This is a genomic window from Corynebacterium sp. 74A, from assembly GCF_008930665.1.
Lineage (GTDB): Bacteria > Actinomycetota > Actinomycetes > Mycobacteriales > Mycobacteriaceae > Corynebacterium > Corynebacterium megadyptis.
Genome location: NZ_PQMG01000003.1, coordinates 249,967 through 274,363, shown reverse-complemented (window position 1 = coordinate 274,363; position 24,397 = coordinate 249,967). Strand labels below are relative to the sequence as shown.

At 61.8% G+C, this 24,397-nt stretch carries 22 protein-coding genes; 11 read left to right on the top strand and 11 right to left on the bottom strand.

Features of this window, described 5'->3' with window-relative positions; all coding sequences use genetic code 11:
• Positions 1–34: 34 nt before the first annotated feature.
• Both glpK and GBB11_RS06255 read left to right on the top strand, forming a co-directional pair.
• The gene (gene glpK / locus GBB11_RS06260) at positions 35–1,567 is read left to right on the top strand and encodes a glycerol kinase GlpK (protein WP_151549231.1); all 1,533 of its coding nucleotides are present in this window, start codon (positions 35–37) and stop codon (positions 1,565–1,567) included.
• 128 nt (positions 1,568–1,695) lie between these two features.
• Complete coding sequence (locus GBB11_RS06255; RefSeq protein WP_151549230.1) at positions 1,696–2,346, top strand: hypothetical protein; 651 nt, start codon at positions 1,696–1,698, stop codon at positions 2,344–2,346.
• Between the two features lie 7 nt (positions 2,347–2,353).
• On the opposite strand, the gene GBB11_RS06250 is transcribed toward GBB11_RS06255, so the two are convergent.
• On the bottom strand, positions 2,354–2,890 hold the full coding sequence (locus GBB11_RS06250) for a TetR/AcrR family transcriptional regulator (RefSeq protein WP_151549229.1): 537 nt from the start codon (positions 2,888–2,890) through the stop codon (positions 2,354–2,356).
• Positions 2,891–2,980: 90 nt separating this feature from the next.
• Between GBB11_RS06250 and GBB11_RS06245 the strand changes: the two genes are divergently transcribed.
• On the top strand, positions 2,981–4,471 hold the full coding sequence (locus GBB11_RS06245; protein ID WP_151549228.1) for an MFS transporter: 1,491 nt from the start codon (positions 2,981–2,983) through the stop codon (positions 4,469–4,471).
• On the opposite strand, the gene GBB11_RS06240 is transcribed toward GBB11_RS06245, so the two are convergent.
• Positions 4,468–5,175 carry a hemolysin III family protein gene (locus tag GBB11_RS06240; RefSeq protein WP_225979137.1) on the bottom strand — a complete coding sequence of 236 codons (708 nt, stop codon included), beginning with the start codon at positions 5,173–5,175 and terminating at the stop codon, positions 4,468–4,470. The genes GBB11_RS06245 and GBB11_RS06240 overlap by 4 nt on opposite strands.
• Positions 5,176–5,508: 333 nt before the next feature.
• Here GBB11_RS06240 and GBB11_RS06235 point away from each other — a divergent pair, with 333 nt between their 5' ends.
• From GBB11_RS06235 to GBB11_RS06210, 6 genes are all read left to right on the top strand, one after another.
• The gene (locus GBB11_RS06235) at positions 5,509–6,189 is read left to right on the top strand and encodes a ZinT/AdcA family metal-binding protein (RefSeq protein WP_151549226.1); all 681 of its coding nucleotides are present in this window, start codon (positions 5,509–5,511) and stop codon (positions 6,187–6,189) included.
• 40 nt (positions 6,190–6,229) lie between these two features.
• Positions 6,230–7,549, top strand: coding sequence for a metal ABC transporter solute-binding protein, Zn/Mn family (locus tag GBB11_RS06230; RefSeq protein WP_151549225.1), 1,320 nt, complete (start codon positions 6,230–6,232; stop codon positions 7,547–7,549).
• Positions 7,546–8,223 carry a metal ABC transporter ATP-binding protein gene (locus tag GBB11_RS06225; RefSeq protein WP_192796346.1) on the top strand — a complete coding sequence of 226 codons (678 nt, stop codon included), beginning with the start codon at positions 7,546–7,548 and terminating at the stop codon, positions 8,221–8,223. The genes GBB11_RS06230 and GBB11_RS06225 overlap by 4 nt, the downstream gene beginning before the upstream one ends.
• Positions 8,216–9,076 carry a metal ABC transporter permease gene (locus GBB11_RS06220; RefSeq protein WP_151549223.1) on the top strand — a complete coding sequence of 287 codons (861 nt, stop codon included), beginning with the start codon at positions 8,216–8,218 and terminating at the stop codon, positions 9,074–9,076. The genes GBB11_RS06225 and GBB11_RS06220 overlap by 8 nt, the downstream gene beginning before the upstream one ends.
• A gap of 240 nt (positions 9,077–9,316) precedes the next feature.
• On the top strand, positions 9,317–9,610 hold the full coding sequence (locus GBB11_RS06215) for a hypothetical protein (RefSeq protein WP_151549222.1): 294 nt from the start codon (positions 9,317–9,319) through the stop codon (positions 9,608–9,610).
• A 20-nt stretch (positions 9,611–9,630) separates the two neighbouring features.
• Entirely contained in the window at positions 9,631–9,900 is a 270-nt protein-coding gene (locus tag GBB11_RS06210) for a hypothetical protein (RefSeq protein ID WP_151549221.1), read from the top strand.
• 138 nt (positions 9,901–10,038) lie between these two features.
• Here the strand turns inward: GBB11_RS06210 and glnA are convergent, their stop codons facing one another.
• On the bottom strand, positions 10,039–11,472 hold the full coding sequence (glnA, locus tag GBB11_RS06205) for a type I glutamate--ammonia ligase (RefSeq protein WP_151549220.1): 1,434 nt from the start codon (positions 11,470–11,472) through the stop codon (positions 10,039–10,041).
• 349 nt (positions 11,473–11,821) lie between these two features.
• On the opposite strand from glnA, the gene GBB11_RS06200 reads away from it, so the two are divergent.
• On the top strand, positions 11,822–12,295 hold the full coding sequence (locus GBB11_RS06200; protein ID WP_151549219.1) for an RDD family protein: 474 nt from the start codon (positions 11,822–11,824) through the stop codon (positions 12,293–12,295).
• 66 nt (positions 12,296–12,361) lie between these two features.
• On the opposite strand, the gene GBB11_RS06195 is transcribed toward GBB11_RS06200, so the two are convergent.
• From GBB11_RS06195 to sucB, 8 genes are all read right to left on the bottom strand, one after another.
• Complete coding sequence (locus GBB11_RS06195) at positions 12,362–13,966, bottom strand: aspartate:alanine exchanger family transporter (protein ID WP_151549218.1); 1,605 nt, start codon at positions 13,964–13,966, stop codon at positions 12,362–12,364.
• Positions 13,967–14,110: 144 nt separating this feature from the next.
• Positions 14,111–14,899, bottom strand: a complete 789-nt coding sequence (locus tag GBB11_RS06190; protein WP_151529228.1) for a DUF4191 domain-containing protein — start codon at positions 14,897–14,899, stop codon at positions 14,111–14,113.
• A gap of 88 nt (positions 14,900–14,987) precedes the next feature.
• Positions 14,988–16,022, bottom strand: a complete 1,035-nt coding sequence (gene lipA, locus GBB11_RS06185; RefSeq protein ID WP_151549217.1) for a lipoyl synthase — start codon at positions 16,020–16,022, stop codon at positions 14,988–14,990.
• Between the two features lie 44 nt (positions 16,023–16,066).
• Entirely contained in the window at positions 16,067–16,831 is a 765-nt protein-coding gene (lipB, locus tag GBB11_RS06180) for a lipoyl(octanoyl) transferase LipB (protein WP_151549216.1), read from the bottom strand.
• Between the two features lie 146 nt (positions 16,832–16,977).
• Positions 16,978–17,364: a glycine cleavage system protein GcvH gene (gene gcvH, locus GBB11_RS06175; protein WP_151549215.1), complete on the bottom strand. Its 387-nt coding sequence runs from the start codon at positions 17,362–17,364 to the stop codon at positions 16,978–16,980.
• Between the two features lie 45 nt (positions 17,365–17,409).
• A complete protein-coding gene (gene gcvT / locus GBB11_RS06170; protein WP_151549214.1) occupies positions 17,410–18,522 on the bottom strand; it encodes a glycine cleavage system aminomethyltransferase GcvT in 1,113 nt (370 codons plus the stop codon).
• 15 nt (positions 18,523–18,537) lie between these two features.
• Positions 18,538–21,387, bottom strand: a complete 2,850-nt coding sequence (gene gcvP / locus GBB11_RS06165; RefSeq protein WP_151549213.1) for an aminomethyl-transferring glycine dehydrogenase — start codon at positions 21,385–21,387, stop codon at positions 18,538–18,540.
• Between the two features lie 251 nt (positions 21,388–21,638).
• Entirely contained in the window at positions 21,639–23,720 is a 2,082-nt protein-coding gene (sucB, locus tag GBB11_RS06160; protein ID WP_151582272.1) for a 2-oxoglutarate dehydrogenase, E2 component, dihydrolipoamide succinyltransferase, read from the bottom strand.
• Between the two features lie 241 nt (positions 23,721–23,961).
• Between sucB and GBB11_RS06155 the strand changes: the two genes are divergently transcribed.
• Positions 23,962–24,372, top strand: a complete 411-nt coding sequence (locus GBB11_RS06155; protein WP_151549211.1) for an oxidoreductase — start codon at positions 23,962–23,964, stop codon at positions 24,370–24,372.
• Positions 24,373–24,397: the final 25 nt, after the last annotated feature.

Below are 24,397 nucleotides of genomic sequence, written 5' to 3'. Positions count from 1 at the left end.
ACCTTCCCCCATCACCCCACCATTGGAGAACACTATGTCCACCAAATACATTGCCGCGATTGATCAAGGTACTACCTCGACTCGCTGCATCATTTTCGATCACGACGCCAACCAAGTCTCTGTGGGCCAGTACGAGCACAAGCAGTACTTCCCACAGAAGGGCTGGGTGGAGCACGACCCCAAGGAGATTTGGGACAACACCCGCCGCGCCGTCGGCCGCGCTCTGGCTAACCAGGACATTTCCGCCCAGGATGTGCTGGCTGTCGGTATTACCAACCAGCGCGAGACCACCATTGTCTGGGACAAGAACACCGGTGAGCCCATCTACAACGCCATCGTGTGGCAGGACACCCGCACCACTGAGATCTGCCGCAAGCTGATCGGTGAGGGCACTGCCGATAAGTGGCAGAAGCGCACGGGTCTGCTCATCAACTCCTATCCGGCCGGCCCGAAGGTGAAGTGGATTCTCGACAACGTCGAGGGCGCCCGCGAGCGTGCCGAGAAGGGCGAGCTGCTCTTCGGCACCATCGACACTTGGCTGCTGTGGAACATGACCGGTGGCGCCGAGGGTGACGATGGGGCAGAGGCGCTGCACGCCACCGATGTCACCAACGCCTCCCGTACCTTGCTCATGGACCTGGAAACCCTGGAGTGGGACGAGGAGCTGTGCGAGGCCATGGGTATTCCGATGTCCATGCTTCCCGAGATCCGCCCCTCCGTGGGTGACTTCCGCTCCATCCGTGCCCGCGGCTCGCTCTCCGGGGTGCCGATCAAGGCCATCTTGGGCGACCAGCAGGCTGCCATGTTCGGCCAGGGCTGCTTCCGCGCCGGCGACGCCAAGAACACCTATGGCACCGGCCTGTTCTTGTTGCTCAACACCGGCACCAAGCCGCAGCTGAGCGAAAACGGCCTGCTCACCACCGTCTGCTACCAGCTCGAGGGCGAAAAGCCCGTCTACGCCCTGGAGGGCTCGGTATCCATGGGTGGCTCCCTAGTGCAGTGGCTGCGAGACAACCTGCAGCTGATCCCCAACTCGCCCTCCGTGGAGAATCTCGCTCGCGAGGCCAAGGACAATGGCGGCGTGTACATCGTGCCCGCCTTCTCGGGGCTATTCGCCCCGCGCTGGCGCTCCGATGCCCGCGGCGTGATCGTCGGCCTGACCCGCTTCACCAACCGCAAGCACATCGCCCGCGCCGTGCTGGAGGCCACTGCCTACCAGACCCGCGAGGTGGCCGACGCCATGGTGGCCGATTCCGGAGTGGAGATCACCAACCTGCGCGTCGACGGCGGCATGACCATGAACGAGCTGCTCATGCAGTTCCAGTCCGATATTCTGGGCACCAAGGTGGTGCGCCCGAAGAACGTGGAAACCACCGCGACCGGCGCGGCCTACGCTGCCGGCCTGGGGGTCGGCTTCTGGGAAGACCTGGCTGCATTGAAGGACCAGTCCTCTGAGGCGAAGACATGGAGCCCCTCCATGCCGCAAGAAGAGGTTGATCGTCTCTACAGCGATTGGAACCGTGCTGTGGAACGCTCCTATAACTGGGAGGTCCCCGAGGAGGATTAACCTCCGTACGGGACAGTGTGTGAGGGAATAGATACAAGCCCCGTTCACGGTGTGCATTCGCACTCATAGCCACCGTGGGCGGGGCTTGGCCCTGTCCGTGTCCGCTCGGCACGCTACGATACTCAACTATGCGTTGCCTCAGAATCTCCCTCGCCGCCCTAGCCACCACCGCACTCATCATGCCGCTCGCCGCCTGCGGCTCGGATGCCGATAATTCTGCCGCGGAGTCCCCTGCCGCCGCAGCCTCTAGCTCCGCCAGCGAGGAGGCTCCCGCTGCGGCGGATGTGCCCGCAGATACCGCCGGCACATGCGCCCCGATCGAGGGGCCGAGCGCCGAGGTTACCGTCGGCGATACCGGCTATACCGTGGCGATGCCCCTGCCCGAGGGCTGGGAGCGCCACCCAGAGGCCGAAGCCGATTCCATTCTGCTGTCCATGAGCTCCGGCTCGGTCACCGCCAGCATTGTGGGCGGCACCGTCGAGGTCGGCCCAGAGGAGGCCTTCCAGCAATACACCGACACCCTGAACATGCTCTCCCAGGATGGTGACCTCCAGGTCACCGACGCCCCCGAAGTCTGCGGCTATCCTGCGAAGAACATGACCTACAACACCACCATGCTGGATGTGCAGGTCGTGCAGGAGGCGAAGATGATCGTGGTGCCGCTCGGGGAGCGTTCGATTAGCCTCGTGGCCACCGTGATCGATGAATCAGGCGAGCCGGTGCAGTCAGAACTACGGGACCAGTTGCTGGAGAATATCTACATCAACGCCCCCGCCTAAACGGGGATTAATCCGGCGAGGTGGCGTCGATAAGCGTGGCGGCAGCCGCGAGAACCTCAGGGGTCACGTCGCGCTTCGCCGTGCAGCAGAATCCGGAATTGATTTCGTTGTAGTACAGGCCATCGCCCAGCAGCAGCACGGCGATGGCCACATTCTCGTTGGGGCAGTAGCGCCGCAGCTCGGCGAGAAAGCGTTCCTGTACCAGCGACAGCGCGTTCTCCACGGTGTCGCTGTGGCTCGCGCCGATCTTTGTGACGGCCATGAGCGTGCGGCCGAAGTGATCATTGGTGACGGCGGAGGTGCGCAGGTAGTAGTTCACCGCGCCCTCCTCGGCGGTGCGCATCGTCTCAATATCGTCGCTGGTGCGGCGCTTCAGCCTGTCGATGAGACCGTCTGCGAGCGCCTGTTTGCTGGGGAAGTGGTAGAGCAGCCCGCCCTTGGAACAGCCGGCGGCCTGCGCGATGGCCTTGATTGTGGCGGCCTGATCATCGCGTTCAATGAGCAGCGTTTCATAGGCGTCGAGGACAGCTTCGCGTGCGGACATGCCGTCATACTAGCGCAGTAAGGTGCTCTTTACCAGCAAAACTGTACCGGCTGGACGGTTTAGTCTGGGTCTGTTAGATTGTGTATCGCTATGACTCCAGAACAGAGAGATAGATGGAAGGCCCTGGCGGTACTCATGCTGCCGGTGCTGCTCGTCTCCATCGATAACACGGTCCTCAGCTTCGCCCTGCCAAATATCTCCGAGCAGCTGACGCCCACGGGCACCCAGCTGCTGTGGTTGGTGGATATCTACCCGCTGGTATTGGCTGGATTGCTGATCCCCATGGGCAGTATCGGCGATCGCGTAGGCCGGCGCCTCATGCTGCTGATCGGTTGCTCTGGCTTCGCGGTGATCTCCGTGGTGGCCGCCCTCGCTCCGAGCGCCGCCCTGTTGGTGGTATCTCGTGCGGGCATGGGCCTGTTCGGTGCGATGATCATGCCGGCCACGCTCTCCTTGATTCGTAATATCTTTAGTGATCCCACGGAGCGTCGCCTCGCCATTGCGATTTGGGCCGCGGGATTCTCCGGCGGCGCCGCCATTGGCCCCGTTGTGGGTGGCGTGTTGCTCGAGCACTTCTACTGGGGCTCCGTCTTCTTGATGGCTATCCCAGTGCTCGTGCCGTTGATCGTGCTGGGGCCACTGTGGATCCCCGAATCTCGTAACCCGAATCCTGGGGCGCTGGATGTTGTCTCCATTGTGCTCGCGTTTTTCACCATGGGGCCGATCGTGCTGGCGATCAAAAACATCGGCGCCTCCGGCTTCAGCTGGCAACCGATTCTCTTCGCCACCACCGGCGTGCTCTGCGGTGTGCTCTTTGTGCGCCGGCAGCTGGGCAGTGCGAATCCGATGCTCGACATGCGTCTGTTCCGGTTGGGTCAATTTTCCGGCGCCGTGCTGGCCAACCTCTTTGCCATTCTGTCGCTGGTGGGGCTGCTGTATTTCATCTCCCAGCACTTCCAGCTGGTCAGTGGACATAGCCCCATGGTGGCCGGGCTCTTGCTCGTGCCGGGAATGATCGCCACGATCATCGCCGGCCTGCTGGTGGTAAGGGCAGCTATGCGTATCGACGCTCATCTGCTGGTGACTTTCGGACTGCTGATGAACGCGGTCGGCTATCTCCTGGTGCTGTTCTCGGGTCGCTCCCACTCCGACGTGGGCCTCGTGCTCGCCTTCATGGTGATCGGCATCGGTGTGGGCGTGGCGGAGACGATTTCTAATGACCTCATTCTCTCCGCTGTGCCGCCGGAGAAGTCCGGGGCGGCATCCGCGATCTCGGAAACCGCCTATGAGGTGGGGGCCGTGCTTGGCACCGCGGTGCTCGGCTCGGTGGTAAATGCCGTCTATCGCAGCAATGTGGATGTGCCCGACGCCATCTCCGGCTCCGCGGCCGCTACCGCCCGCGATACTCTCGGCGGCGCTATTGCCACCGCAGAGTCCATCGGCGGTGAGGCGGGGGAGGCGCTCGCTGCCTCGGCGCGGGCCGCCTTCGATTCTGGCGTGGTGGTGACCTCCGCGATCGCCGTGGTGCTTATGGGCGCGACCGCGACGATGGCATTTTTCACCCTGCGCCCACAGCGTTAAGCGCACAGTGCGGTAGCGTGGTTCACAACCACCAGCCACACCGCCGCATAGTGCAGCGCGGCGGCCACCACCGTGGCGGCATGAAAATACTCGTGGTAGCCGATATAGCGGGCATTACGTCCTGGGCGTTTGAGGCCATAGATGACAGACCCCGCGGAATAGATCACGCCACCGGCGGCAAGAAGCCACACCACAGTCCATCCCGTGCCCGCAAGAAGTTGCGGGAGGATAGGAACCACGAGCCAGCCCAAGACGAGATACACTGCCACATCCAGCCAGCGGGGATGGTTGATCCACACCATATTCAGTGCCACCGCGGCGGCGGCGCCGGCCCACGCGGCCACGAGCATCCACTCAGCGAGAGGGGAGTCGACACTCAACAACAACATGGGGGTGTAGGTGGCGGCGATAAAGACGGCGATGGTGGAATGATCGGCACGACGCCACCACATCACGGTGCTGGGGCGGCGCCACGGCCCAAGATGGTAGGTCGCCGACACACTAAACAGGGCCACCATGCCCGCCCCATAAATCATCACGCCGCTCGCTTGGGCTGGGGTGAGCATGATCCAGCTATAGGTAGCCAACACACTGGCGGCAATGATTCCCAGCACGGTGGCCACGGCGTGTACCCAGCCGCGCCCCCGCGGTCGCTCGCCGCGATAAGCACGAGTGCTGTGGACCGTTATTGTGGAGGGTTCCACGGGGGACGCCTTTCTCTTATGGGGTGTGCCGAAGGCCGTAATGGATAGTGTATGCCTAGCCATTCTTCCTACCCGCCGCGGTGGGTGGACGTTCACAGCTTAAGCTCGGGTGAATTCACCGGCAAGGCGAGCTAGATCACGTATAAAGTTCGAGCATAGCTGGGGTATCGCCCCACTAGGGGGTAATCTATTGACACTCTTCTCCAGATAGTTTTAGCCTAAGCTCAGCTTGGTTCAATCAATTGAACCTTGTCTCGAGCCGCGTCCAAAAAGTGATTTTTTGGACAGTGGCGCGATGTAAACCGTAACTGTGCACAAAAGGAAAGGGCTCTCATGAAGCTTTCCCGCTCCATTCTCGCAATCGCCGCCGCCGGCTCTCTGGCGCTCGCTGGCTGCTCCAGCGAGGAGGCCAAGGACACTGTGTCGTCCGCAACCGAATCTGCTACCTCCGCCGTCTCCGAGGCTAGCGAGACCGCCTCCGAGGCCGCCTCGGATGCCACCGAGGCCACCAAGGCCACCCTCGCCGACTGGGATGGCACCTACCGCAGCCTCGGCAGCTACATTGAGGACCCTGAGATGGAGGAAGGCTTCGCCAAGGCTGCTGAAGAGCACGGCGAGAGCGTCGACGAGCTCAAGAAGGAGCTGCAGGAGTCCTACGGTCTGCCCTACGAGGGCCTGGTTGTCGATGGCGACTCCATGACCTTCGTCAAGACCGCGGACGAGCTGGAGAACCCCTCCGAGGAACCCGTCGAGTACGAGTTCCTCGAGTCCGTGGATAAGAGCTTCAACGGCAAAGACTTCACTTGGTACGTTTTCGAGGCCAAGGGTGACGCCGAGAACAAGTATGTCCTGCTCATGCCGAAGCACGGTGAGGAGACCCTCGAGCACTTCCACGCTCGTTTCGGCGATGACAAGGATGCCCTTCTCGATTCCGAGAACTTCCCGACTTTCGTGAACCCAGATAGCGCTACCCAGGCACAGATCCAAGAAGAGCTTCTGGAGCACGCTCACTAAAATTGATGGAGGTTGTGCCGATTAGGCACGCATTGAAGTGATGAAAAGAATCCTTCTGCTCCTCAGTTTGCTTGTCGCTCTCGCTGGTTGCGCGGCTTCGCCTAGTGCAACGAACGGCGGGGGCGACGAGTCGTCTTCAGGCCCTTCAGGCGATACTCCGCTGATCTACGCGTCGTTTTATCCCATCTACAGCCTCGTGTCCGAGATCGCCGGCGATCACGCCGAGGTGCGTAGCTTTTTGCCCCAAGGCCAAGACCCGCATCTCTGGGAGCCCACACCGAAAAACATCAAGGCCCTCTCTGAGGCCGACATGCTCGTAGTCAACGGCGCCAATATGGAGCCGTGGTTACCGCAAATTCGCGACATTCTGCCCAACCTGCCGGTATTGCAGCTTTCTGACTACGTGGACCTCATTAACTACAAGGGCGCAGCCGCTCTCGGCGAGTTCCAATACATGGGGCGCGGCACCATTGATAGTTCGAGGAACTACACCATGGTCTTTGGTCACACCCACGAACGCTCGCTGCGCGGTGCCTTCTTCCCCTTCGAGGAAGGCCTGAGCGAGCAGGACTACATCGACAAAGGCCGCGAGGTGATGGACGATAAGGGGGCACAGCTCGAGCAGCGTGCCGCCACCGAGGTCGTCCCCGGCCAGGTGTATGACATTCAGATGGGTCACCAATCTGGCGAAGTGACCTTCAAATTCCCCGAGTCGGGGGAGTGGGTGTTCGTCTCTGATCGCGTCTCCGAGTCTCTGCTGGAATACAGCTTCGTGGATGGTGACGGCCATGAGCTACAGCTGAGCAATGTGGTCGACGGAGGTTCCTCCGAAACGGATACCGTGAGCTTCGACCCGCACTCGTGGCTATCGGTGGTCAACGCTAAGCGCTACGCGAATGCCATCAACGTGGAACTGGGCAAGCTGATCCCCGCTCATGAAAAAGAGATCGAGAAGAACAAGTCCAACCTGGTGCGTGAACTCACCACCATGGAGGCACAGTTCAAGGAGAAGCTGCTCGACGCCCCGCGCCGCGATTTCGTGACCGCCCACAATGCTTTCGCGTACCTCGCACGTGACTATCAGCTCACTCAGCATCCGCTGCAGGGGCTGACGACGAACTCGGCTCCGAGCCTGCGCGTGCTTACCGATTCCATTCGCTTCGCCCGTGCGCAAGACATCGACGTTGTGTATTACGAAGACGGCACCGATCCCAAGACCGCGAATGTGGTGGCCGAAGAAGTCGATGGTCGGGCGCTGCCGCTGAACTCCATGGAGTACGGCGGAGGCGACAAAGGCTACACGGGATATATGCGCATGAACCTAGAAAACCTCTACGAATCATTGGGGGAAAAGCAGTGAGCACCGCAGTTATCGAAACAAAGGACCTGCACTTTTCTTTCGGCCGTTTTCCCGTCCTCAAAGGGGTGAACTTCACCCTCAATAACGGCGAGGCTGTGTGTCTCACCGGTGAGAACGGCTGCGGCAAGTCCACCGCCCTGAAGATCTTCATCGGCGCCTATAAGCCCACCGAGGGCACCTCGATGTTGTTCGGATCGCCCTCGGCGAAGGGGGATCAGCTCCACCGCGTCGGGTATGTGCCGCAGGCCACCACCACCGAGAAGATCTCCTTTCCCATCACCTCCCGCGAGTTGGTGGCCCAAGGCCTGACTCGGGAGATGGGAATGTTCACCTTCGCTCGGAAGACGCAACGGGACAAGGCAGAGGAGACGCTCCGCTCCATGGGGCTGGAGAAGATCATCGACGTACCTTTCTCTGAGCTGTCCGGTGGTTTACAGCAGCGGGTGCTCATCTCCCGTGCGCTCATTACCCAACCCGATCTACTCATCCTGGATGAGCCGATCTCTGGTGTCGACGCCGGCTCTCGTGTCGAGTTTCTCACTCTCATTGAGCAGCTGCGTAAGGAGCATGGCCTCACCGTGCTCATGGTTACGCACGATCTCGACGAAATCCGCCGACATGTCACCATTGATCGCATCCAACGCATCGAGGAAGGACAGTTGATCGATGCTTGAGCTTTTCTTCGAATTCGAGTTCGTCCGCCGCACCCTGCTGGTGGGCCTGCTGCTCTCGATATCCATTCCCTTGATCGGCATCGTGATGGTGGCACGCCGCACCGCGATGATGGGCGATGCGCTCTCCCACACCTCGCTTGCCGGCGTGGCCCTCGGCCTGATCGCGGGCTTCAGCCCCGTCGTTGGCGCCATTGTGGTAGCCGTTATCGGTGCCTTCGGCATCGAGCTTATGCGTAAGAAGTTCCCGCAGTACGGCGACATGGCTACGGCTGTGACCCTCAGTGCCGGCCTTGGTGTGGCCGTGATCCTCGCCGACCTGGCGCCGAGTGGCCGTAGCTTCGAGTCCTATCTCTTCGGCTCGATTACCGCCGTCACCCAATTCGATGTGTGGGCCACCTCCATCGTGTTTGTGCTCGTCGTCGCCGCCAGCGTGGTGTTCTACGGCAGCCTGCAAGATATGGTGGTCGATCCTTTGCTGGCTCGTATCTCCGGCACCAAGGTGCAGTTGGTGAACACCGTGTTCACCGCGCTCGCCGCAGTCACTGTGGCATTGGCCGCCAAGGTGATCGGTGCGCTGCTCGTGGTCTCTCTCATGGTGCTGCCAGTGGCCACCGCGCTCATTGTGGCCCGCAGCTACAAGCAGGCCTATTTGCTCTCGATCGTGCTGGGCATCATTTACACCATGCTCGGCATGACTCTCAGCTACACCTTCGATCTGCGCCCCGGTGGTGCGATCGTCGTCACCGCTGTGGTGGGCCTCCTGATCTTCGTTGGCTACCGCGCCATCGTGAAGCCGGATCGTAAGCAGTCGGCGCTCAGCGATACCTCCGCAGTGCTCAGCCGCGCCGCCTAAACCGCCGCCGCTGAGTACAGACACCATCACGGGCCTTGGTCGGCCTGCAGGGACGAGCACCTCATTCCCGCCGCAGGTACGACGAGGGCCCGTATTTGTGTATCGTCCGGCGCCCGACGTGCACGGTCGCTCGCGGGCAATCGCAAACGGATCGTTATCCATATATAGATCAGCGGCGATATATCTCCGGTAGCCTTGGGTGCTGTTTACCCTTGTCGCAGTATCGAAGGGTGTCTATTTATGAAGAAACTACCGAAGACACTCATCGCTCTGGGTGCCGCCAGCGCAGTGGACCAAGCCGGCTGCTCCAGCGACGAGGTTTCCGATAGCGTATCCGATGCCACCAGCGCCGCCCTCGAGGTGGCCACCGAGGCCACCGATGCGGTCTCCGATAAGGCAGATGAGGCTGCGGCCGCCCTGCAGGATTGGGATGGCTCCTACCGCAGTCTCGGCAGCTATATCAACGATCCCGAAATGGCCGCCGACTTCGCCAAGGCCGCTCTCGAGCATTCCGAGAACTGGGCGCTGATCTGAAGAACACGATCCTCGAGACCGTGGATCCTACAGTCGGCGATGATGATGACTTCACGTGGTACGTATTCAGGGGCACGGATGACACCGCCCCGTACCCCTTCCTGCTGATTGGCGAGAAGGAAAAGGAGGATGACCCCACCTTCTTCCACGCCCGTTTCGGCGAGGACAAGGTCGGCAGCTGCCGACCTTCCTCGATCCCGCCACCGCCGATCAGTCCAGCATCGAGGAACTGCTCTTCGATCACGATCTCGCCGAGCATGACCACGACGACTAAGCCGGAAGCGCCGTAGTCGACCGCCTTCTTTCGCTCTATGCGGGAAGGCGGTCGTCGTCTGTCCGGGCCGTGATGGTGGCGGGAGGAGGCGTCGATAAGCATAAAAAACACCGCCCGCAACGAATGATGCGGACGGTGGAGCTACGCGCAGCGTTTAGCAGTCGTAGTAGAGCTCGTACTCCAGCGGGGTCGGGCCCATGCGAGACGGGGTGATCTCGGTGTCCCACTTGTACTTGACGTAGGTGTCGATGAGATCCTCGGTGAACACGTCGCCTTCGGTGAGGAAGTCGGCGTCCTTCTCAAGTGCGGCCAAGGACTCCTCCAGGGAGGTAGGCGCGGTCGGGATGGACGCGGCCTCTTCCGGCGGCAGCTCGTAGAGGTCCTTATCCACGGGCGCATGCGGCTCGATGCGGTTCTTCACACCGTCCAAGCCGGCGAGCATCATCGCGGAGAACGCGAAGTAGGGGTTCGCCGAAGGATCTGGGGCGCGGAACTCGATGCGCTTGGCCTTCGGGTTCGAGCCGGTGATCGGGATGCGCACGGCGGCGGAGCGGTTGCGCTGCGAGTACACGAGGTTGATCGGGGCCTCGAAGCCCTTCACCAGGCGGTGGTAGGAGTTCAGCGTCGGGTTCGAGAACGCCAGCACAGCGCCGGCGTGTTCCAGGATGCCGCCGATGAAGTAGCGGGCGGTATCGGAGAGGCCAGCGTAGCCGGACTCGTCGTGGAAGAGCGGCTCGCCGTCCTTCCACAGCGACAGGTGAGCGTGCATGCCGCTACCGGCGGAGTGTGCCAGCGGCTTCGGCATGAAGGTGGCGGTCTTGCCCCACTTGATGGCGGTGTTCTTCACCACGTACTTGAAGCTCTGCAGCAGATCGGCGCTCTGGAGCAGGGTGTCGAAGCGGTAGTTGATCTCCTGCTGACCATTGCCCACCTCGTGGTGGAAGCGCTCCACATCGAAGCCGATGCGCAGCAGGTTCTTGGCCATGGCGTCACGCAGATCCATGGTCTGGTCATAGGGGGCAGTGGGGAAGTAGCCGCCCTGGTGTCGGTTCTTATAACCCAGGTTGGGGCTGCCGTCGATCTGCGTTGCAGCGTCGCGGTTCCACCAGCCCTCGCCGGAGTCCACCTCGTAGAAGCTGCGATGCACATCGGAGGCGTAGCGCACCTTGTCGAAGAGATAGAACTCGGCCTCGGCGCCGACGAAGCAGGTGTCGGCGATGCCGGTCGAAGCTAGATACTCCTCCGCCTTACGGGCCACATTGCGCGGGTCGCGGGTGAAGGGCTCGCGGGTGAAGGGGTCGTGCACGAAGAATCGAAGGTTGAGGGTCTTCGCAGCGCGGAAGGGATCGATATAGGCGTTCGACAGATCCGGCAGAAGATTCATGTCCGACTGGTCGATCGTGGTGAATCCGCGAATCGACGAGCCATCGAACGCCAGTCCCTCCTCCATTGCGTCCTCGTCGAGCATGGACGCTGGGATAGTGAGGTGATGCTCCGTGCCGGGAACATCGGTAAAGCGCACGTCTACAAACTCAATGTTTTCGTCCTGAATAAATTTGACTACGTCGCTCGGGGTTTCAAACTCCACGGGTGTTAGCTCCTTGGGGCTATTTTATTGGGGTGAGATCTCCTCCCCAGTCTAGGTGCTACATCGCTGCCGTGGGGCCGCTATGGCGTGTGAGTTATGCGCGCTTATCGACGCAGCCCTCCAGTTAATGAACACCGTCAGGTATGAGGAGAACGGCGCGGGCTATATTGCGATATAGCGCGTGCCGCTGAAACTCCATAGTACCCGAATATCTATAGCTCGAACGAAAAGGGGGGTGTTTCGCCCAGCGGCCAAGGGCACTGGTGGCGCCACGCGGCCGTGAGCGTGATGAGGAAAAGGGCAGCGCGAATAGTTTCATTTCTATCGTGTCCCCGATTACATTGGGATCATGGCAGAAAAGAGGCGTAGCTGGCTTGACGGTCCCGCAATTCCTAGTTCGGCCGAGAACGCCGATCGACCCGCCAAGTGGGCTGGTGAAAAGCTCGGATTCCCAGAGTCGGGGCCCGGCGCTTTGGCATCGGTGATGCGGCGGTCCGTCGGTGTTCTCGTGGACTGGACCCTGTGTTGGGGTACCGCCATCATCATCGATCAGTTCTCTGATTTCTTCACCGGTACCGCCACCCTGACATATCTGTGCTACTTCATCCTGGGCACGATCAGCGTGGCGTTGCTCGCCCGTACTCCTGGGCAGGCCTTGCTGGGAGTTGGTGTGGCCCGCATTGATGAGGAGACCACGGTGGGGCTGTGGAGGGCCGCCGCCCGTACTGCTCTCACCCTGCTGATCTTCCCCGCCGCGATGGTGGATGAGGACGGCCGCGGAATCCACGACCGAGTCACCAAAACCGCCGTAATCTTCGGCTAAAAGAACGCATGCAGGCCCCTGGTTAATTACCAGGGGCCTGTACTACGAGGTGCGTCGAGGCGCGTGCTAGAGCAGCATGAACACCAAGACTTGGGCCAGGATGATCTTCGCCACCATGGAAACGGGGTAGACCGTGGTGTAGCCAATCGCAGGCAGTTCATTCTTGGTCTGGTCAGAGACATAGCTGAGCACGGCAGGATGGGTTTGCACGCCGGCGAGAATGCCGGCAACCTGGCCGAACGGAATCTTCATCCAGAAATAGCCGGCGAGAATGGTGATCGTCGAGACCAATACGGTGATGATGAAGCCCACGCCGATGATGGTCAATGAGGCAGGATCGCTGAGCGCAGTTTTAAAGCCCGCCCCAGCCGTGGTACCAATTCCCGCGAGAAAGAGGGTGATGCCGGTGGTGCGAAGGACGTTATTCGCGCTATAGGAAACCTGCCAGACCACCGGCCCGGTGCGGCCAATCGCGCCCAAGACCAGCGCGACGAGGAGCGGGCCTCCCGCGCTGCCCAGTTTGAGTTCAGAACCGCCAGGCAGCGGGAAGGGGATGAGGCCAACAAGTAGGCCCAAGGCCAAGCCGGCCAGCAGCGGCAGCATGTCGGCATTGGACACCCGCGCATAGGAGTCACCGAAAATACGATTCGCCCGGCGCAGTGTTTGTGGGTCGGCCACCACACGGACGCGGTCGCCGAGCTGCAGCATCATATCGGGAGTGGCCACCATGTCGGCGTCGCCGCGGCGAACACGGGTGACCAGCATGCCCTGGAGCTTCGGCTCAAGCTTCGACAACGGTACTCCCACGACGTCCTTCGAGGAGACGAAGATGCGGCGAAAGTCCAGCTCTTCGTCGTGAGAGGGCCCGCCTTCGAGAGGTTTTCCGAGGCGCTCGACGGCCCGCTCGACCTCGGACGGTTCGCCGACGATGGTGAGGATATCGCCGGGGCGCACCCGATCGCCATACTCCGCCAGCCCTTCCCGGTGTCCGTGTTGGACACGGGAAATAATCACGCGCAGTTGCCACAGCAGTGGAATATTGTCCACGGCCGGAACATCATTGGCGATCACCAAGACGCGCTGTGACACCAGCTCGTGGGGCGCCACGCCGGCATCGATGGCTTCCTGCTCATGATCGATCTTGAGCACTTTCGCCAAGATGGCGATCACCATGATCACGCCGAGCACACCCAGCGGATAGGCGAGGGAATAGGCCACCACGGGCAGATCGAGGTGCTCCGGTTTCGAGATCTCGGCCAGTGAATCCACCACCGCGGCCAGTGCCGGAGTATTGGTGACCGCGCCGGTAAACATGCCGGCACCGGTAGACTCCCCCAAGCCGGTGAGCGTGATCAATCCCCAGGATATGGCCGTGACTAAAGACAGCACCGCGAGGATGAAAGCATTGTGCTTGAGCCCACGGGTGCGTAAAGAGGCGAAGAATGTCGGCCCTGCCTCGAGCCCGATGGTGTAGACGAATAACGCCAACCCCAGCAGGTACACCACCTCGGGAAGCTTCACGCCCGGTTCAACGGTGGCAAAGCCTAATCCAACAAAGAGTACAGCGGCTACCCCGAGGCGAAATCCCCCGATGTTAATCCTGCCGATAATCAGCCCCACCGCCATGATGACAGTGAGCGCGAGCAGGTGGTTCTCAGCAAAGATACTCACCCATCCATCATTGCACGTTCGCAGTCTAAAACATAGGACGCCCACCCGTGCCAAACAGGCGTGGGGGAGGGCAGAGAAAAACCTCCGCGCCCAGTGGGCAGCGGAGGTAAGAGGCAGTGCTTGTGGCTGATTTTGAGGCGCGGTCTACTTGGAACGACGCTGGGCGGCGCGGCGGGCCCGGCGGTTCATACCCGCCATGGATGCGCCCTTGGGCACAGGTCCCTTCGGCATGCCAGCGGCCTGGAGCGGGTCGCGGTCCATGGCTTCGAAACGAGCAGAAAGGGCGCCCAGCTCCTTCTTCTTATAGTTGCGGGGCAGCTTCATCATTTCCTTTTGCAGGTTGCGCACCCGCACCTGGTCCTCGCCCTCGCCGGCGAAAATCTCATAGATCGGGGTCTGCCCAGCGATACGCACGAGGCGGCGCTTGTAATTCGCCATGAGCGGGCGGACCCGCTTGATGTCGCCCTCGCCAACGAGCACCACACCGGCGGGGCCGATGACGCGGTGTACGGCATCCATGTGGTGGTTGGTGGCCACCGCGGTGCGGGTGTGCCACTCCACGCCGGGACCACTACGCAGATTCTCGAGCGCCCAGCCGGCGGCGCCGGCCTGGCCCTCGGCGCGATCGTACACGGTGTTTTCCACGCGTTTGGTGAAGATGTACATCGCCAAAGCGAAGCCCAGCACCAGGCCCAGCGGTAGCAGGAACCACTGGCCACCAAAGAGCGAACCGATGAGGAAGAAGACGAGGCCGAGACCGATGATGGCCAGAAGCATGAGCGGAACGAGCTTCTTGTCGTTCTTCGCCTGCATCTTGAAGGCCTGCCAGACCTGCGCCCGGCTTTGCTTGCGCTGCTGTTTCTTCAGCGCCTTTTCTTCCTTCGCGGCCTGCTTTGCCGCTAGTTTCCGTTGTTTCTTATTCGTATCAGCCATGTGTTTTAGGATAGGCGATCAGCGTGCTCACGCCCGCATTGCCTCCTCCTGTGTCACCCTTTCCTCACGTGTGTCTGTCGGGGCCGTTCTAGCGGCGGGCAGAGGTTACCGGAGTGTCCTTGGACGCGCCATAGCGCTGAATGAGGCTGGAGGCCTCTTGGGCAGTAGTGCCGGTCTCTTCGCCCAGGTGCGCGAGATTCTCCGGCAGGGCCTCTCCACGCTCGGCCATCGCCCGCGCATAGAGGCGCCCAGCGCGGTAGGAGGAGCGCACCAGCGGCCCAGACATCACGGCCTTAAACCCGATCTCCTTCGCGGCCTTGGAATGCGCCACGAACTCCTCGGGCTTCACCCAGCGATCGATGGGGTGGAAGAGCGGGCCCGGGCGGAGATACTGCGTGATGGTGAGGATCTCACAGCCGGCATCATGTAAATCCTGCATCGCCTCGCGTACTTCCTCCACCGTCTCGCCCATGCCAAGGATGAAGTTGGACTTGGTCACGAGCCCATAGTCACGAGCTTGGCGGATCACATCCAAAGAACGCTCATAGCGGAAGGCGGGACGGATCTTTTTAAAGATGCGCGGCACCGTTTCCACATTGTGCGCGAATACCTCCGGCTCGGACTCGAAGACCTGCTGCAGGGCATCTGTGTTGCCCCGGAAATCATCGACCAGCAGCTCCACACCCGTGTTGGGGTTGAGTTTGTGGATCTGGCGGCAGGTCTCGGCGTAAATCCACGATGCCCCATCGGGGAGATCGTCGCGGGCCACGCCAGTAATCGTGGAGTAATTCAGCTGCATCTCCTGCACGGACTCAGCAACACGACGAGGCTCATCGCGATCGACCTCTGTGGGCCTACCCGTGGCAATCTGGCAGAAATCACAGCGCCGGGTGCACTGATCGCCGCCGACCAAGAAGGTGGCCTCGCGGTCCTCCCAGCACTCGTGAATATTGGGACAACCGGCCTCTTGGCACACCGTGTGCAGAGAGGCGCCGGACACGCGATTTTTCATGTCCTTATACTCCGGGCCAGTTTTGACCTGGGTGCGGATCCAGCGTGGCTTATTCTCAATCGGAGTCTCGGCGTTCCGCGCCTCGATGCGTAGTAGCTTCTTTTCGCTCACTTTGTCCTCAAATTAGTGGCCCCACCGTGGGCGAGGCGTGTGTTTTATAGCGATAGTTTCCGGATGGCAGCTGGGGAGCAGGGGTCCTCGGCGGAGCCAAAGCTGTGATCGGCCACCTCCAGCCGGCCTGCAAAAGCCTCAACCAGCCAGTGGTAACACGGCTCAATCACATCCTCCACCCGCACATCGGTGTCCAGCTCCCGTGACAGGGTAGTGACCCCAGCGTCACTAATGCCACAAGGAACGATGTGATCGTAATACTCCAAGGTGTTATCACAGTTCAGCGCAAAACCATGCATAGTTATTCCCCGCGTAATGCGAATACCCAATGCCGCGATCTTGCGATCTGGGCCGCGCTCATCAGCGGGCACCCACACCCCCGAGCGGCCATCAATCCGCCCAGCCTTGCTCAACCCCAGCGAACGCACCAGTTGAATGAGGGCCTCCTCGACGCGGCGAACATAGTCCACCACATCCACCGGATCCCGCAATTTGATGATGGGATAGCCCACCAGCTGGCCCGGACCATGCCACGTGATTCGCCCGCCGCGATCCACATCAATGCAGGGCACACCATTGGTTGGGCGATCTGACTCCTGCGTGCGCTTCCCCGCCGTGTAGGTGGAGGGGTGCTCGAGCATGAGCACGCGGTCAGCGATCTCATCGCGGGCGCGCGCCGCCGCCAGATCCGCCTGCTCGTGCCACATCTCCACATAGTCGCGGTTGCCTAGCCGGTGCAGCTCAATAGGGGTATCGAGATGCCTGATCGCTTGGCTTGCGGGGGTAAAAGGCTCGCGCGGTGCAGTCATAATGACTCAAGGGTACACGCGCCCTGTGGCGTGCACCTCACTCGCCTTGCTGCCGTGGGCGGCAGCTGGTTGCGGGGCAGAGGTGGGCGTCGATAAGCAGGAAAAGGCCGCTCCACACAATAAGCGTGAAGCGGCTGATAGACGAGTTAGGCGTTCTGTGCCTCGTACTCGGCGGCGTCCATGAGCTCGCCGACCTCCTGCACCTCGACCTCGAAGAGATAACCGCCCGCGAAGGGCTCGTCATTGATCAGGCCCGGGTTATCCTCGAGCTCCTCGTTGACGGAGCTGACGGTACCGGTGACCGGGGCGTAGATATCCGAGACGGACTTGGTGGATTCGACTTCACCGCAGATCTCGCCAGCCTCCACGGAATCGCCCACAGCGGGCAGATCCACGAAGACGATCTCGCCGAGACGATCCGCGGCGATGGACGTCAGACCAACTTTGACGGTGTTGCCGGCGGCGTCATCCGCGGCGCAATCGATCCACTCGTGATCCTCGGAGTAGGAGAAAGTGGAGGGCAGCTGGGACATGGGTGAGTCCTTTCTGTCGAGCTGGAGAACGTAATGGGAAATAGTTTAGCCGCGCTTGTAGAAGGGGCGGGCAACAATGGTCATCGGCTGGCGCTTGCCACGCACATCCGCCTCGAGGGTGGCGCCCTCTGCAGCGTGATCGGCGTTTACATAGGCCAAAGCGATGGGGTGGCCGAGGGTGGGGGAGAGCTGGCCGGAGGTGATCTCGCCGACGCGCTCCTCACCGACATACAGCACGGATCCGGCGCGAGCGGCGCGACGCCCCTCGCCTCGCAGCCCCACGAGCTTGCGCTGCGGGGTGGGCAGCTCGCGGAGCTGATCGCCGTAGAACTCACCCGTCTTGTTCTTGCCCACGAGCACGCGCAAGCCGGCATCGACGGGTGTGAGATCCTCGCTCAACTCGTGGCCATAGAGCGGCATAGCGGCCTCGAGACGCAGGGAATCCCGGGCGGCTAGGCCACAGACGGCACCCTCATAGGCCTCGAGCTTGTCGACCACTGCGGAGAACACAGCGGGGGCGTGCTCCTTGTCCACATACACCTCGAAACCATCCTCGCCGGTGTAGCCGGTGCGAGCCACGAGGGTGTCCACCCCGGCCACCGCGAGCGGGGCGGCGGAGTAGTAGCTGAGCCCGTTGAGAGTGTCGGTCGATTCGGCGGGAACCAGTTCACTGAGCAGCTCGGCGCTGCGCGGGCCCTGGACGGCGATGAGGGCGGTGTCCAAGCTCTGGTTCTCGAGCACCAGATCAGCATCGGCGAAGCGCTCGCGGGCGCGATCCTCGAAGGCGGCCCACACGGCGGGCTGGTTGCCGGCGTTGGGCACCACCAAGAACTCGTCCTCGGCGAGGCGATAGCTGATGAGATCATCGATGATGCCGCCCTCGGCGTTGACGATCATCGAATACTTCGCCTTGCCCACCGGCAAGGTGGACAGCTGCGAGACGAGCACATAATCCAAGAATGCGGCGGCATCGCTACCGCGCACCGAGAGCTCGCCCATATGTGACAGGTCGAAGACGCCGACACGCTCGCGCACGGCGCGGTGTTCTTCGAGCTCGCGGCCGTACTTCAGCGGCATATTCCAGCCCCCGAAGTCGGTGAAGCTGGCGCCGAGCTTCTCGTTGAGATCGTGCAACGGGGAGTGCAAAAGATCAGTCATGGTGAGCCTTTCGGGTTAAGCGTGGTCGGAGTCGATGTCGAAGGCCTCCGGCGGCGGGCAGGAGCAGACCAAGTTGCGATCGCCATAGGCGTCATCAATACGTCGGACGGCGGGAAAGTACTTATCGCGGCGCAGCCCCGGCACGGGGAAGGCGGCCTTTTCGCGGCTGAACTTCTCGTTCCACTCATCGCTGATGACGCTGGCCGCGGTGAAGGGAGCCTTGCGGATCACGGAGTCCTCCACGGCGACCGTGCCGTCGATGATCTCCTGGATCTCTTCGCGGATCACGAGCATCGCCTCCACGAAGCGATCGAGCTCCGCAAGGTCCTCGGACTCGGTGGGCTCCACCATGAGGGTGCCGGCCACAGGGAAAGCGAGGGTGGGGGCGTGGAAACCGAAGTCCACCAGGCGCTTGCACACGTCGAGGGCGGTGACACCGGACTTCTTGGTCAGCTCCTGCAGATCCACGATGCATTCGTGCGCGACCAAACCATTCTTGCCGGTATAGAGCACCGGATAGGCGCCCTCGAGCTTCTTCACGATGTAGTTGGCGGCAAGCACGGCATGGGCGGAGGCGGCGAAGAGGCCTTCGCTGCTCATCAACCGCAGATACATCCACGAAATGGGGGTCACGCCCGCCGAGCCATAGTAGGTGGCAGAGATCGGCACGCCCTCGCCCACGGGGGCATCCTCATGAGGATTAGCGGTGCGGGCATCGGTGGGCAGGAAGGGCACCAAGTGCTCGGCCACACCGATCGGGCCCACGCCCGGGCCGCCACCACCGTGCGGAATGGTGAAGGTCTTGTGCAGATTCAGGTGGGAGACGTCGCCGCCGAACGCGCCGGGGCGGGCAATACCGGCGAGGGCATTCATGTTGGCGCCATCGATGTAGACCTGGCCACCGGCCTCGTGCACCAGCTCGCACACCTCGCCCACATTCTCCTCATACACGCCATGGGTGGAGGGGTAGGTGATCATGATGGCGGCGACGTGGCCGGCATGGACCTCCAGCTTGGCCTTGAGATCCTCGATATCGACCGTGCCATCATCAGCGGTGGCCACCACGACCACGCGCAGGTTCGCCAACGCAGCAGAGGCGGCATTGGTGCCGTGGGCGGAGGCAGGCACAATGCACACATCGCGCTGCTCATCGCCACGGGAGACGTGGTAGCGGCGGATAGCCAGCAAACCGGCCAGCTCGCCCTGGGAGCCGGCATTGGGCTGCACCGACACTTTGGCGTAGCCGGTGATCTCTGCCAACCATTTTTCGAGATCCTCGATGATGCGACGCCAGCCCTTGGTATGCGATTCCGGAGCGAAGGGGTGCACATCCGCCAGATGGGGCCAGGTGATCGGCTCGACCGCAGAGGTGGGATTGAGCTTCATGGTGCAAGAGCCCAGCGGGATCATGGTGCGGTCGAGGGCCAGATCGCGGTCGCCGAGACGGCGAATATAGCGCATCATCTGGGTTTCGGAGTGGATCTGGGAGAAGATCTCATGCCGCAGCGGTTCATCGGCGCGCTCCTGCTCGATGCGCGACTCGGCCTCCTGCTCCAGGGCATCTTCGGCGATACCGAAGATGCGGCACAAGGCCGCCATATCGTCCTCTGTAGTGGCCTCGCCGAAGTTCACGCACACGCGGTCCTCGTCTACCGCGCGGATGAGATAGCCCTCCTCGAGGGCGGTGGTGGAGAACTCTTCGGCACGGTTGCCCGTGGAAATGCAGACGGTATCGAAGAAGGTGGAGTGCACCAGCGATAGCTTCGCGTCCGCAGACTCGATGGCAGCGGCAAAGCTGCAGGCCTTGCGGTGGATTTCGCGGGCGATGCACTTGAGTCCCTCCGCGCCGTGATAGACGGCATACATCGAGGCCATGACGGCCAGCAATGCTTGGGCGGTACAGATATTGCTGGTGGCGCGATCGCGGCGAATATGCTGCTCACGGGTCTGCAGAGCCAGACGATACGCCGGGAAGCCATCGAGATCCTTACTCACGCCCACGATGCGGCCTGGGATCTGGCGTTTCAAGGAGTCGGTGACCGCCATGAACGCGGCATGCGGCCCGCCGAAGAAGAACGGCACACCGAAACGCTGGGTGGTGCCCACGCACACGTCCGCGCCGAGATCACCAGGGGCGGTGTGCAGGACCAGCATCATGGGATCCGCTACCACCGTGGCGAGGCCGCCACGATCGTGGGTGGCGTCGATAAGCGAAGAAATATCGCGAACATCGCCCTCGGTGCCGGTGTAGGCAATCACGGTGCCCACAAGGTCCTCGGCGACCAACCCCACGGACAGGTCTTGGACGTGCGCGTCGAGCTCCATAACGCGGGCACGCTCGCGGGCGATGCTCAGCACCTGGGGATGTAGGCGGCTGTCCAACACCACGCTGCGACCCTTCTTCACCTTGCGGCTCATCAAGCTAATGGCCTCGGCCACGGCTGTGGCCTCATCCAGCAGCGAGGCATTCGCGATGGGCAGGTTGTACAGCTCGGAGATCATGGTCTGAAAGTTCAGCAGGGCCTCGAGGCGGCCCTGGGAGATCTCCGGCTGATAGGGGGTATAGGCGGTATAGAAGCCGGCATCCTCAAGAACGCCCCGCCGGATCACCGACGGGGTGATGGTGGAGGAGAAGCCTTGGCCATAGAAGGACTTGAGGGGGATGTTCTGCTCGGCGTCGTGGGCGAGCACGCGCTGCGCCTCAAATTCCGACTGCTCGCTCGGCAGGTTCATCCGCTCGGTATTGATAATCGAGGCCGGGACGGCCTTCTCAATGAGTTCGTCCAACGAGGAGACGCCAAGCGTGTCCAGCATGATCGAAGTTTCATGAGCGTCGGGGCCGATATGGCGATCGCTGAAAGACAAAGTGGGCCTTTCCGTGGGGTTGATGTGCCTTGGGGATTAAGGACAGTAAGGAAAAGAAATGTCCCTCTCATTATAGGAGCTGGGTCACTGTTTGGGATTGAGAGTGGTGGCCCCCATTCTCGGATTGCAGACATCCTGCGGTGATGGATTGCGGGGGTAGCGGTGGGGGTAACTGCGGGGTGGTACATAAAGACAACCACCCCGCGCTGGCGTTGAAGCACTGCGCGGGGTGGTTGGGGAGAGCCGTGTGTTTAGCTCAGCTCGAGATCCTCGGTGAAGTCGATGTTCTCGAGGCGGTCACGGACGGTGGTCATGAAGCGACCAGCGTCAGCGCCGTCGATGATCTGGTGATCATAGGAGAAGGGCAGGTAGGCCATCTGGCGGATAGCGATGGCGTCATTGCCGTTCTCGCTGACCACGACCGGACGCTTGGTGATAGCGCCGGTGCCCACCATGGCTGCCTGCGGCGGAACCACGATCGGGGTATCGGAGAGCGCACCCTCGGAACCAATATTGGTGATGGTGAAGGTGCCACCGGTCAGATCGGCCGGCTTGAGCTTGTTATTGCGGGCACGATCAGCCAGGTCCACGATCGCCTTCGCCAGCTCCGGCAGGGACAGCTTCTCTGCTTCGTGGATCACCGGGGTGAGCAGGCCCTTCGGCGTGTCGACGGCGATAGCCAGTCCGACGCTCGGGTGGTAGGTGATCTCCTTGGTGTCAGCGTTGTAGGAGGCGTTGACATTCGGGTGAGACACCAGGGCCTCCACGATGGCCTTCGCGAAGAAGGGCAGGTAGGTGAGGTTCACACCATGAGCCTTGGTGAAGGCCGGCTTGGCCTCCTTGCGCAGGGCAGCAATGGTGGTCATGTCCACCTCGTGCAGCTGGGTGAGCTGTGCGGAGATCTGCAGGGCCTCGAGGGTCTTCTTCGCGGTGATCTCGCGAATACGGTTGACCTTCTGGGTGGTGCCACGCAGTTCGGCCTTGGCCGGGTCCACAGACTTGGTGGACACGCGGGGAGTCTCCTCCTTGGCCGGGGCCGCGTCCTCGGACTCGCCCTTGGCGGCAGCCAGCACATCCTGCTTGCGGATGCGGCCGCCCACGCCGGTGCCCTCGACAGTGGAGAGATCAATGCCGTGCTTATCAGCCAGCTTCCGCACGAGCGGGGTCACATACGGCAGGTTATCGCCGGTATTGACCTTCTCCTGCTTCTTCTCTTCCTTCTTCTCAGGCTGAGCCTCGGACTTCTCCTCCTTCTTCGGAGCAGACTCCTGCTTAGGCTCCTCCTTCTTCTCGTCCTTTTCTTCCTTGGCTTCAGCCTCTTCGGCCTCGTCTTCATCCGAGTCGTCGGAGGAGCTGGCGGCGTCGGCGTCGCCGATGCGGGCGATGACGTCACCGACGTCGACGGTGTCGTCTTCTTCGGCGAGGATCTCGAGTAGGGTGCCGGCGACGGGGGAGGGGACCTCGGTATCGACCTTGTCGGTGGAGACTTCGAGGAGTGGTTCGTCGACCTCGACGCTGTCGCCGACGGACTTCAGCCAGGAGGTGATGGTGCCTTCTGTAACGGACTCGCCCAGCTCGGGCATGGCCACGTCGGTGGCCTCGCTGGAGGAGGACTTCTTGTCAGCCTTCGGCTTGTCCTCAGACTCCTTCTTCTCTTCCTTGGCTTCAGCCTCTTCGGCCTCGTCTTCATCCGAGTCGTCGTCGGAGTCGTCGGAGGAGCTGGCGGCGTCGGCGTCGCCGATGCGGGCGATGACGTCACCGACGTCGACGGTGTCGTCTTCTTCGGCGAGGATCTCGAGTAGGGTGCCGGCGACGGGGGAGGGGACCTCGGTATCGACCTTGTCGGTGGAGACTTCGAGGAGTGGTTCGTCGACCTCGACGCTGTCGCCGACGGACTTCAGCCAGGAGGTGATGGTGCCTTCTGTAACGGACTCGCCCAGCTCGGGCATGGCCACGTCGGTGGCCTCGCTGGAGGAGGACTTCTTGTCAGCCTTCGGCTTGTCCTCAGACTCCTTCTTCTCTTCCTTGGCTTCAGCCTCTTCGGCCTCGTCTTCATCCGAGTCGTCGTCGGAGTCGTCGGAGGAGCTGGCGGCGTCGGCGTCGCCGATGCGGGCGATGACGTCACCGACGTCGACGGTGTCGTCTTCTTCGGCGAGGATCTCGAGTAGGGTGCCGGCGATGGGGGAAGGAACCTCGGTATCAACCTTGTCGGTGGACACCTCGAGGAGCGGTTCGTCGACCTCGACCGTATCGCCCACGGACTTCAGCCACGTGGTGATGGTGCCTTCTGTAACTGACTCGCCCAACTCGGGCATCTCTACGGAGAACGCCATTGTTTTTAAGTCTCCTCGCATGAAAGTAGCGTGTGAAAAATCGTCAAACGGTAACAACAAAGAGAGTACCGCTTTTAAGGGTTCATTGTAGGCGGTTAGGCTCCGCATTCTGTGCATAGCGTGCCCCCATCCGCGTGGCCCCGCGCGTGGGAGTGCATCTCTGCATGCTGTGCAGGCGCGCCGCGGCCCCCAGTGGAGAGCAGCCCCGCCTTATCGCAGGGGGCTTGTAGAATGATGTGTCATGTTCAATCTTTTCAACCGTGGCAGATCCAAAAAGGGGCTCAAGGCTCCCCGCAGCGCCACCGGATCCATCCGGGACGCCGATCTCGCCGAGCTGCGCGCATGGATGCAGGGCCGTGGCTTCGTGGAGGGCTTTGTTGAGCCCGAAACGCTGGTGAATGAGATGAGCGTGGTGTTGGTGGATGAGCATGGGGACTTCATCCGCCGCCGGATTGGCGGGCCCAAGGGCATCAACGACACCGCCTCCGCGCTGGGTATCGGCCTCTTCGATGTGGAGGAGACGGGGTATCCGCAAAGGATGCGCGAGCGAATCGAACGTGACCGTATCCTCCGCAAGCGCGAGGAACAGCGGCAGCGGCGCGAGGAGTGGGAAAAGAGACACAATGAGCCCGAGGGCGACGTCGATAAGTAGCCCTAGGTAGAAGGCAGAGAAAAAG

Excerpts from the sequence above, each read along its gene's own strand:
- glpK (WP_151549231.1), top strand. The coding sequence starts at position 35 with ATGTCCACCAAATACATTGCCGCGATTGATCAAGGTACTACCTCGACT.
- GBB11_RS06255 (WP_151549230.1), top strand. The coding sequence starts at position 1,696 with ATGCGTTGCCTCAGAATCTCCCTCGCCGCCCTAGCCACCACCGCACTC.
- GBB11_RS06250 (WP_151549229.1), bottom strand. The coding sequence starts at position 2,890 with ATGTCCGCACGCGAAGCTGTCCTCGACGCCTATGAAACGCTGCTCATT.
- GBB11_RS06245 (WP_151549228.1), top strand. The coding sequence starts at position 2,981 with ATGACTCCAGAACAGAGAGATAGATGGAAGGCCCTGGCGGTACTCATG.
- GBB11_RS06235 (WP_151549226.1), top strand. The coding sequence starts at position 5,509 with ATGAAGCTTTCCCGCTCCATTCTCGCAATCGCCGCCGCCGGCTCTCTG.
- GBB11_RS06230 (WP_151549225.1), top strand. The coding sequence starts at position 6,230 with ATGAAAAGAATCCTTCTGCTCCTCAGTTTGCTTGTCGCTCTCGCTGGT.
- GBB11_RS06220 (WP_151549223.1), top strand. The coding sequence starts at position 8,216 with ATGCTTGAGCTTTTCTTCGAATTCGAGTTCGTCCGCCGCACCCTGCTG.
- GBB11_RS06215 (WP_151549222.1), top strand. The coding sequence starts at position 9,317 with ATGAAGAAACTACCGAAGACACTCATCGCTCTGGGTGCCGCCAGCGCA.
- GBB11_RS06200 (WP_151549219.1), top strand. The coding sequence starts at position 11,822 with ATGGCAGAAAAGAGGCGTAGCTGGCTTGACGGTCCCGCAATTCCTAGT.
- GBB11_RS06190 (WP_151529228.1), bottom strand. The coding sequence starts at position 14,899 with ATGGCTGATACGAATAAGAAACAACGGAAACTAGCGGCAAAGCAGGCC.
- lipB (WP_151549216.1), bottom strand. The coding sequence starts at position 16,831 with ATGACTGCACCGCGCGAGCCTTTTACCCCCGCAAGCCAAGCGATCAGG.
- gcvH (WP_151549215.1), bottom strand. The coding sequence starts at position 17,364 with ATGTCCCAGCTGCCCTCCACTTTCTCCTACTCCGAGGATCACGAGTGG.
- gcvT (WP_151549214.1), bottom strand. The coding sequence starts at position 18,522 with ATGACTGATCTTTTGCACTCCCCGTTGCACGATCTCAACGAGAAGCTC.
- sucB (WP_151582272.1), bottom strand. The coding sequence starts at position 23,720 with ATGGCGTTCTCCGTAGAGATGCCCGAGTTGGGCGAGTCAGTTACAGAA.
- GBB11_RS06155 (WP_151549211.1), top strand. The coding sequence starts at position 23,962 with ATGTTCAATCTTTTCAACCGTGGCAGATCCAAAAAGGGGCTCAAGGCT.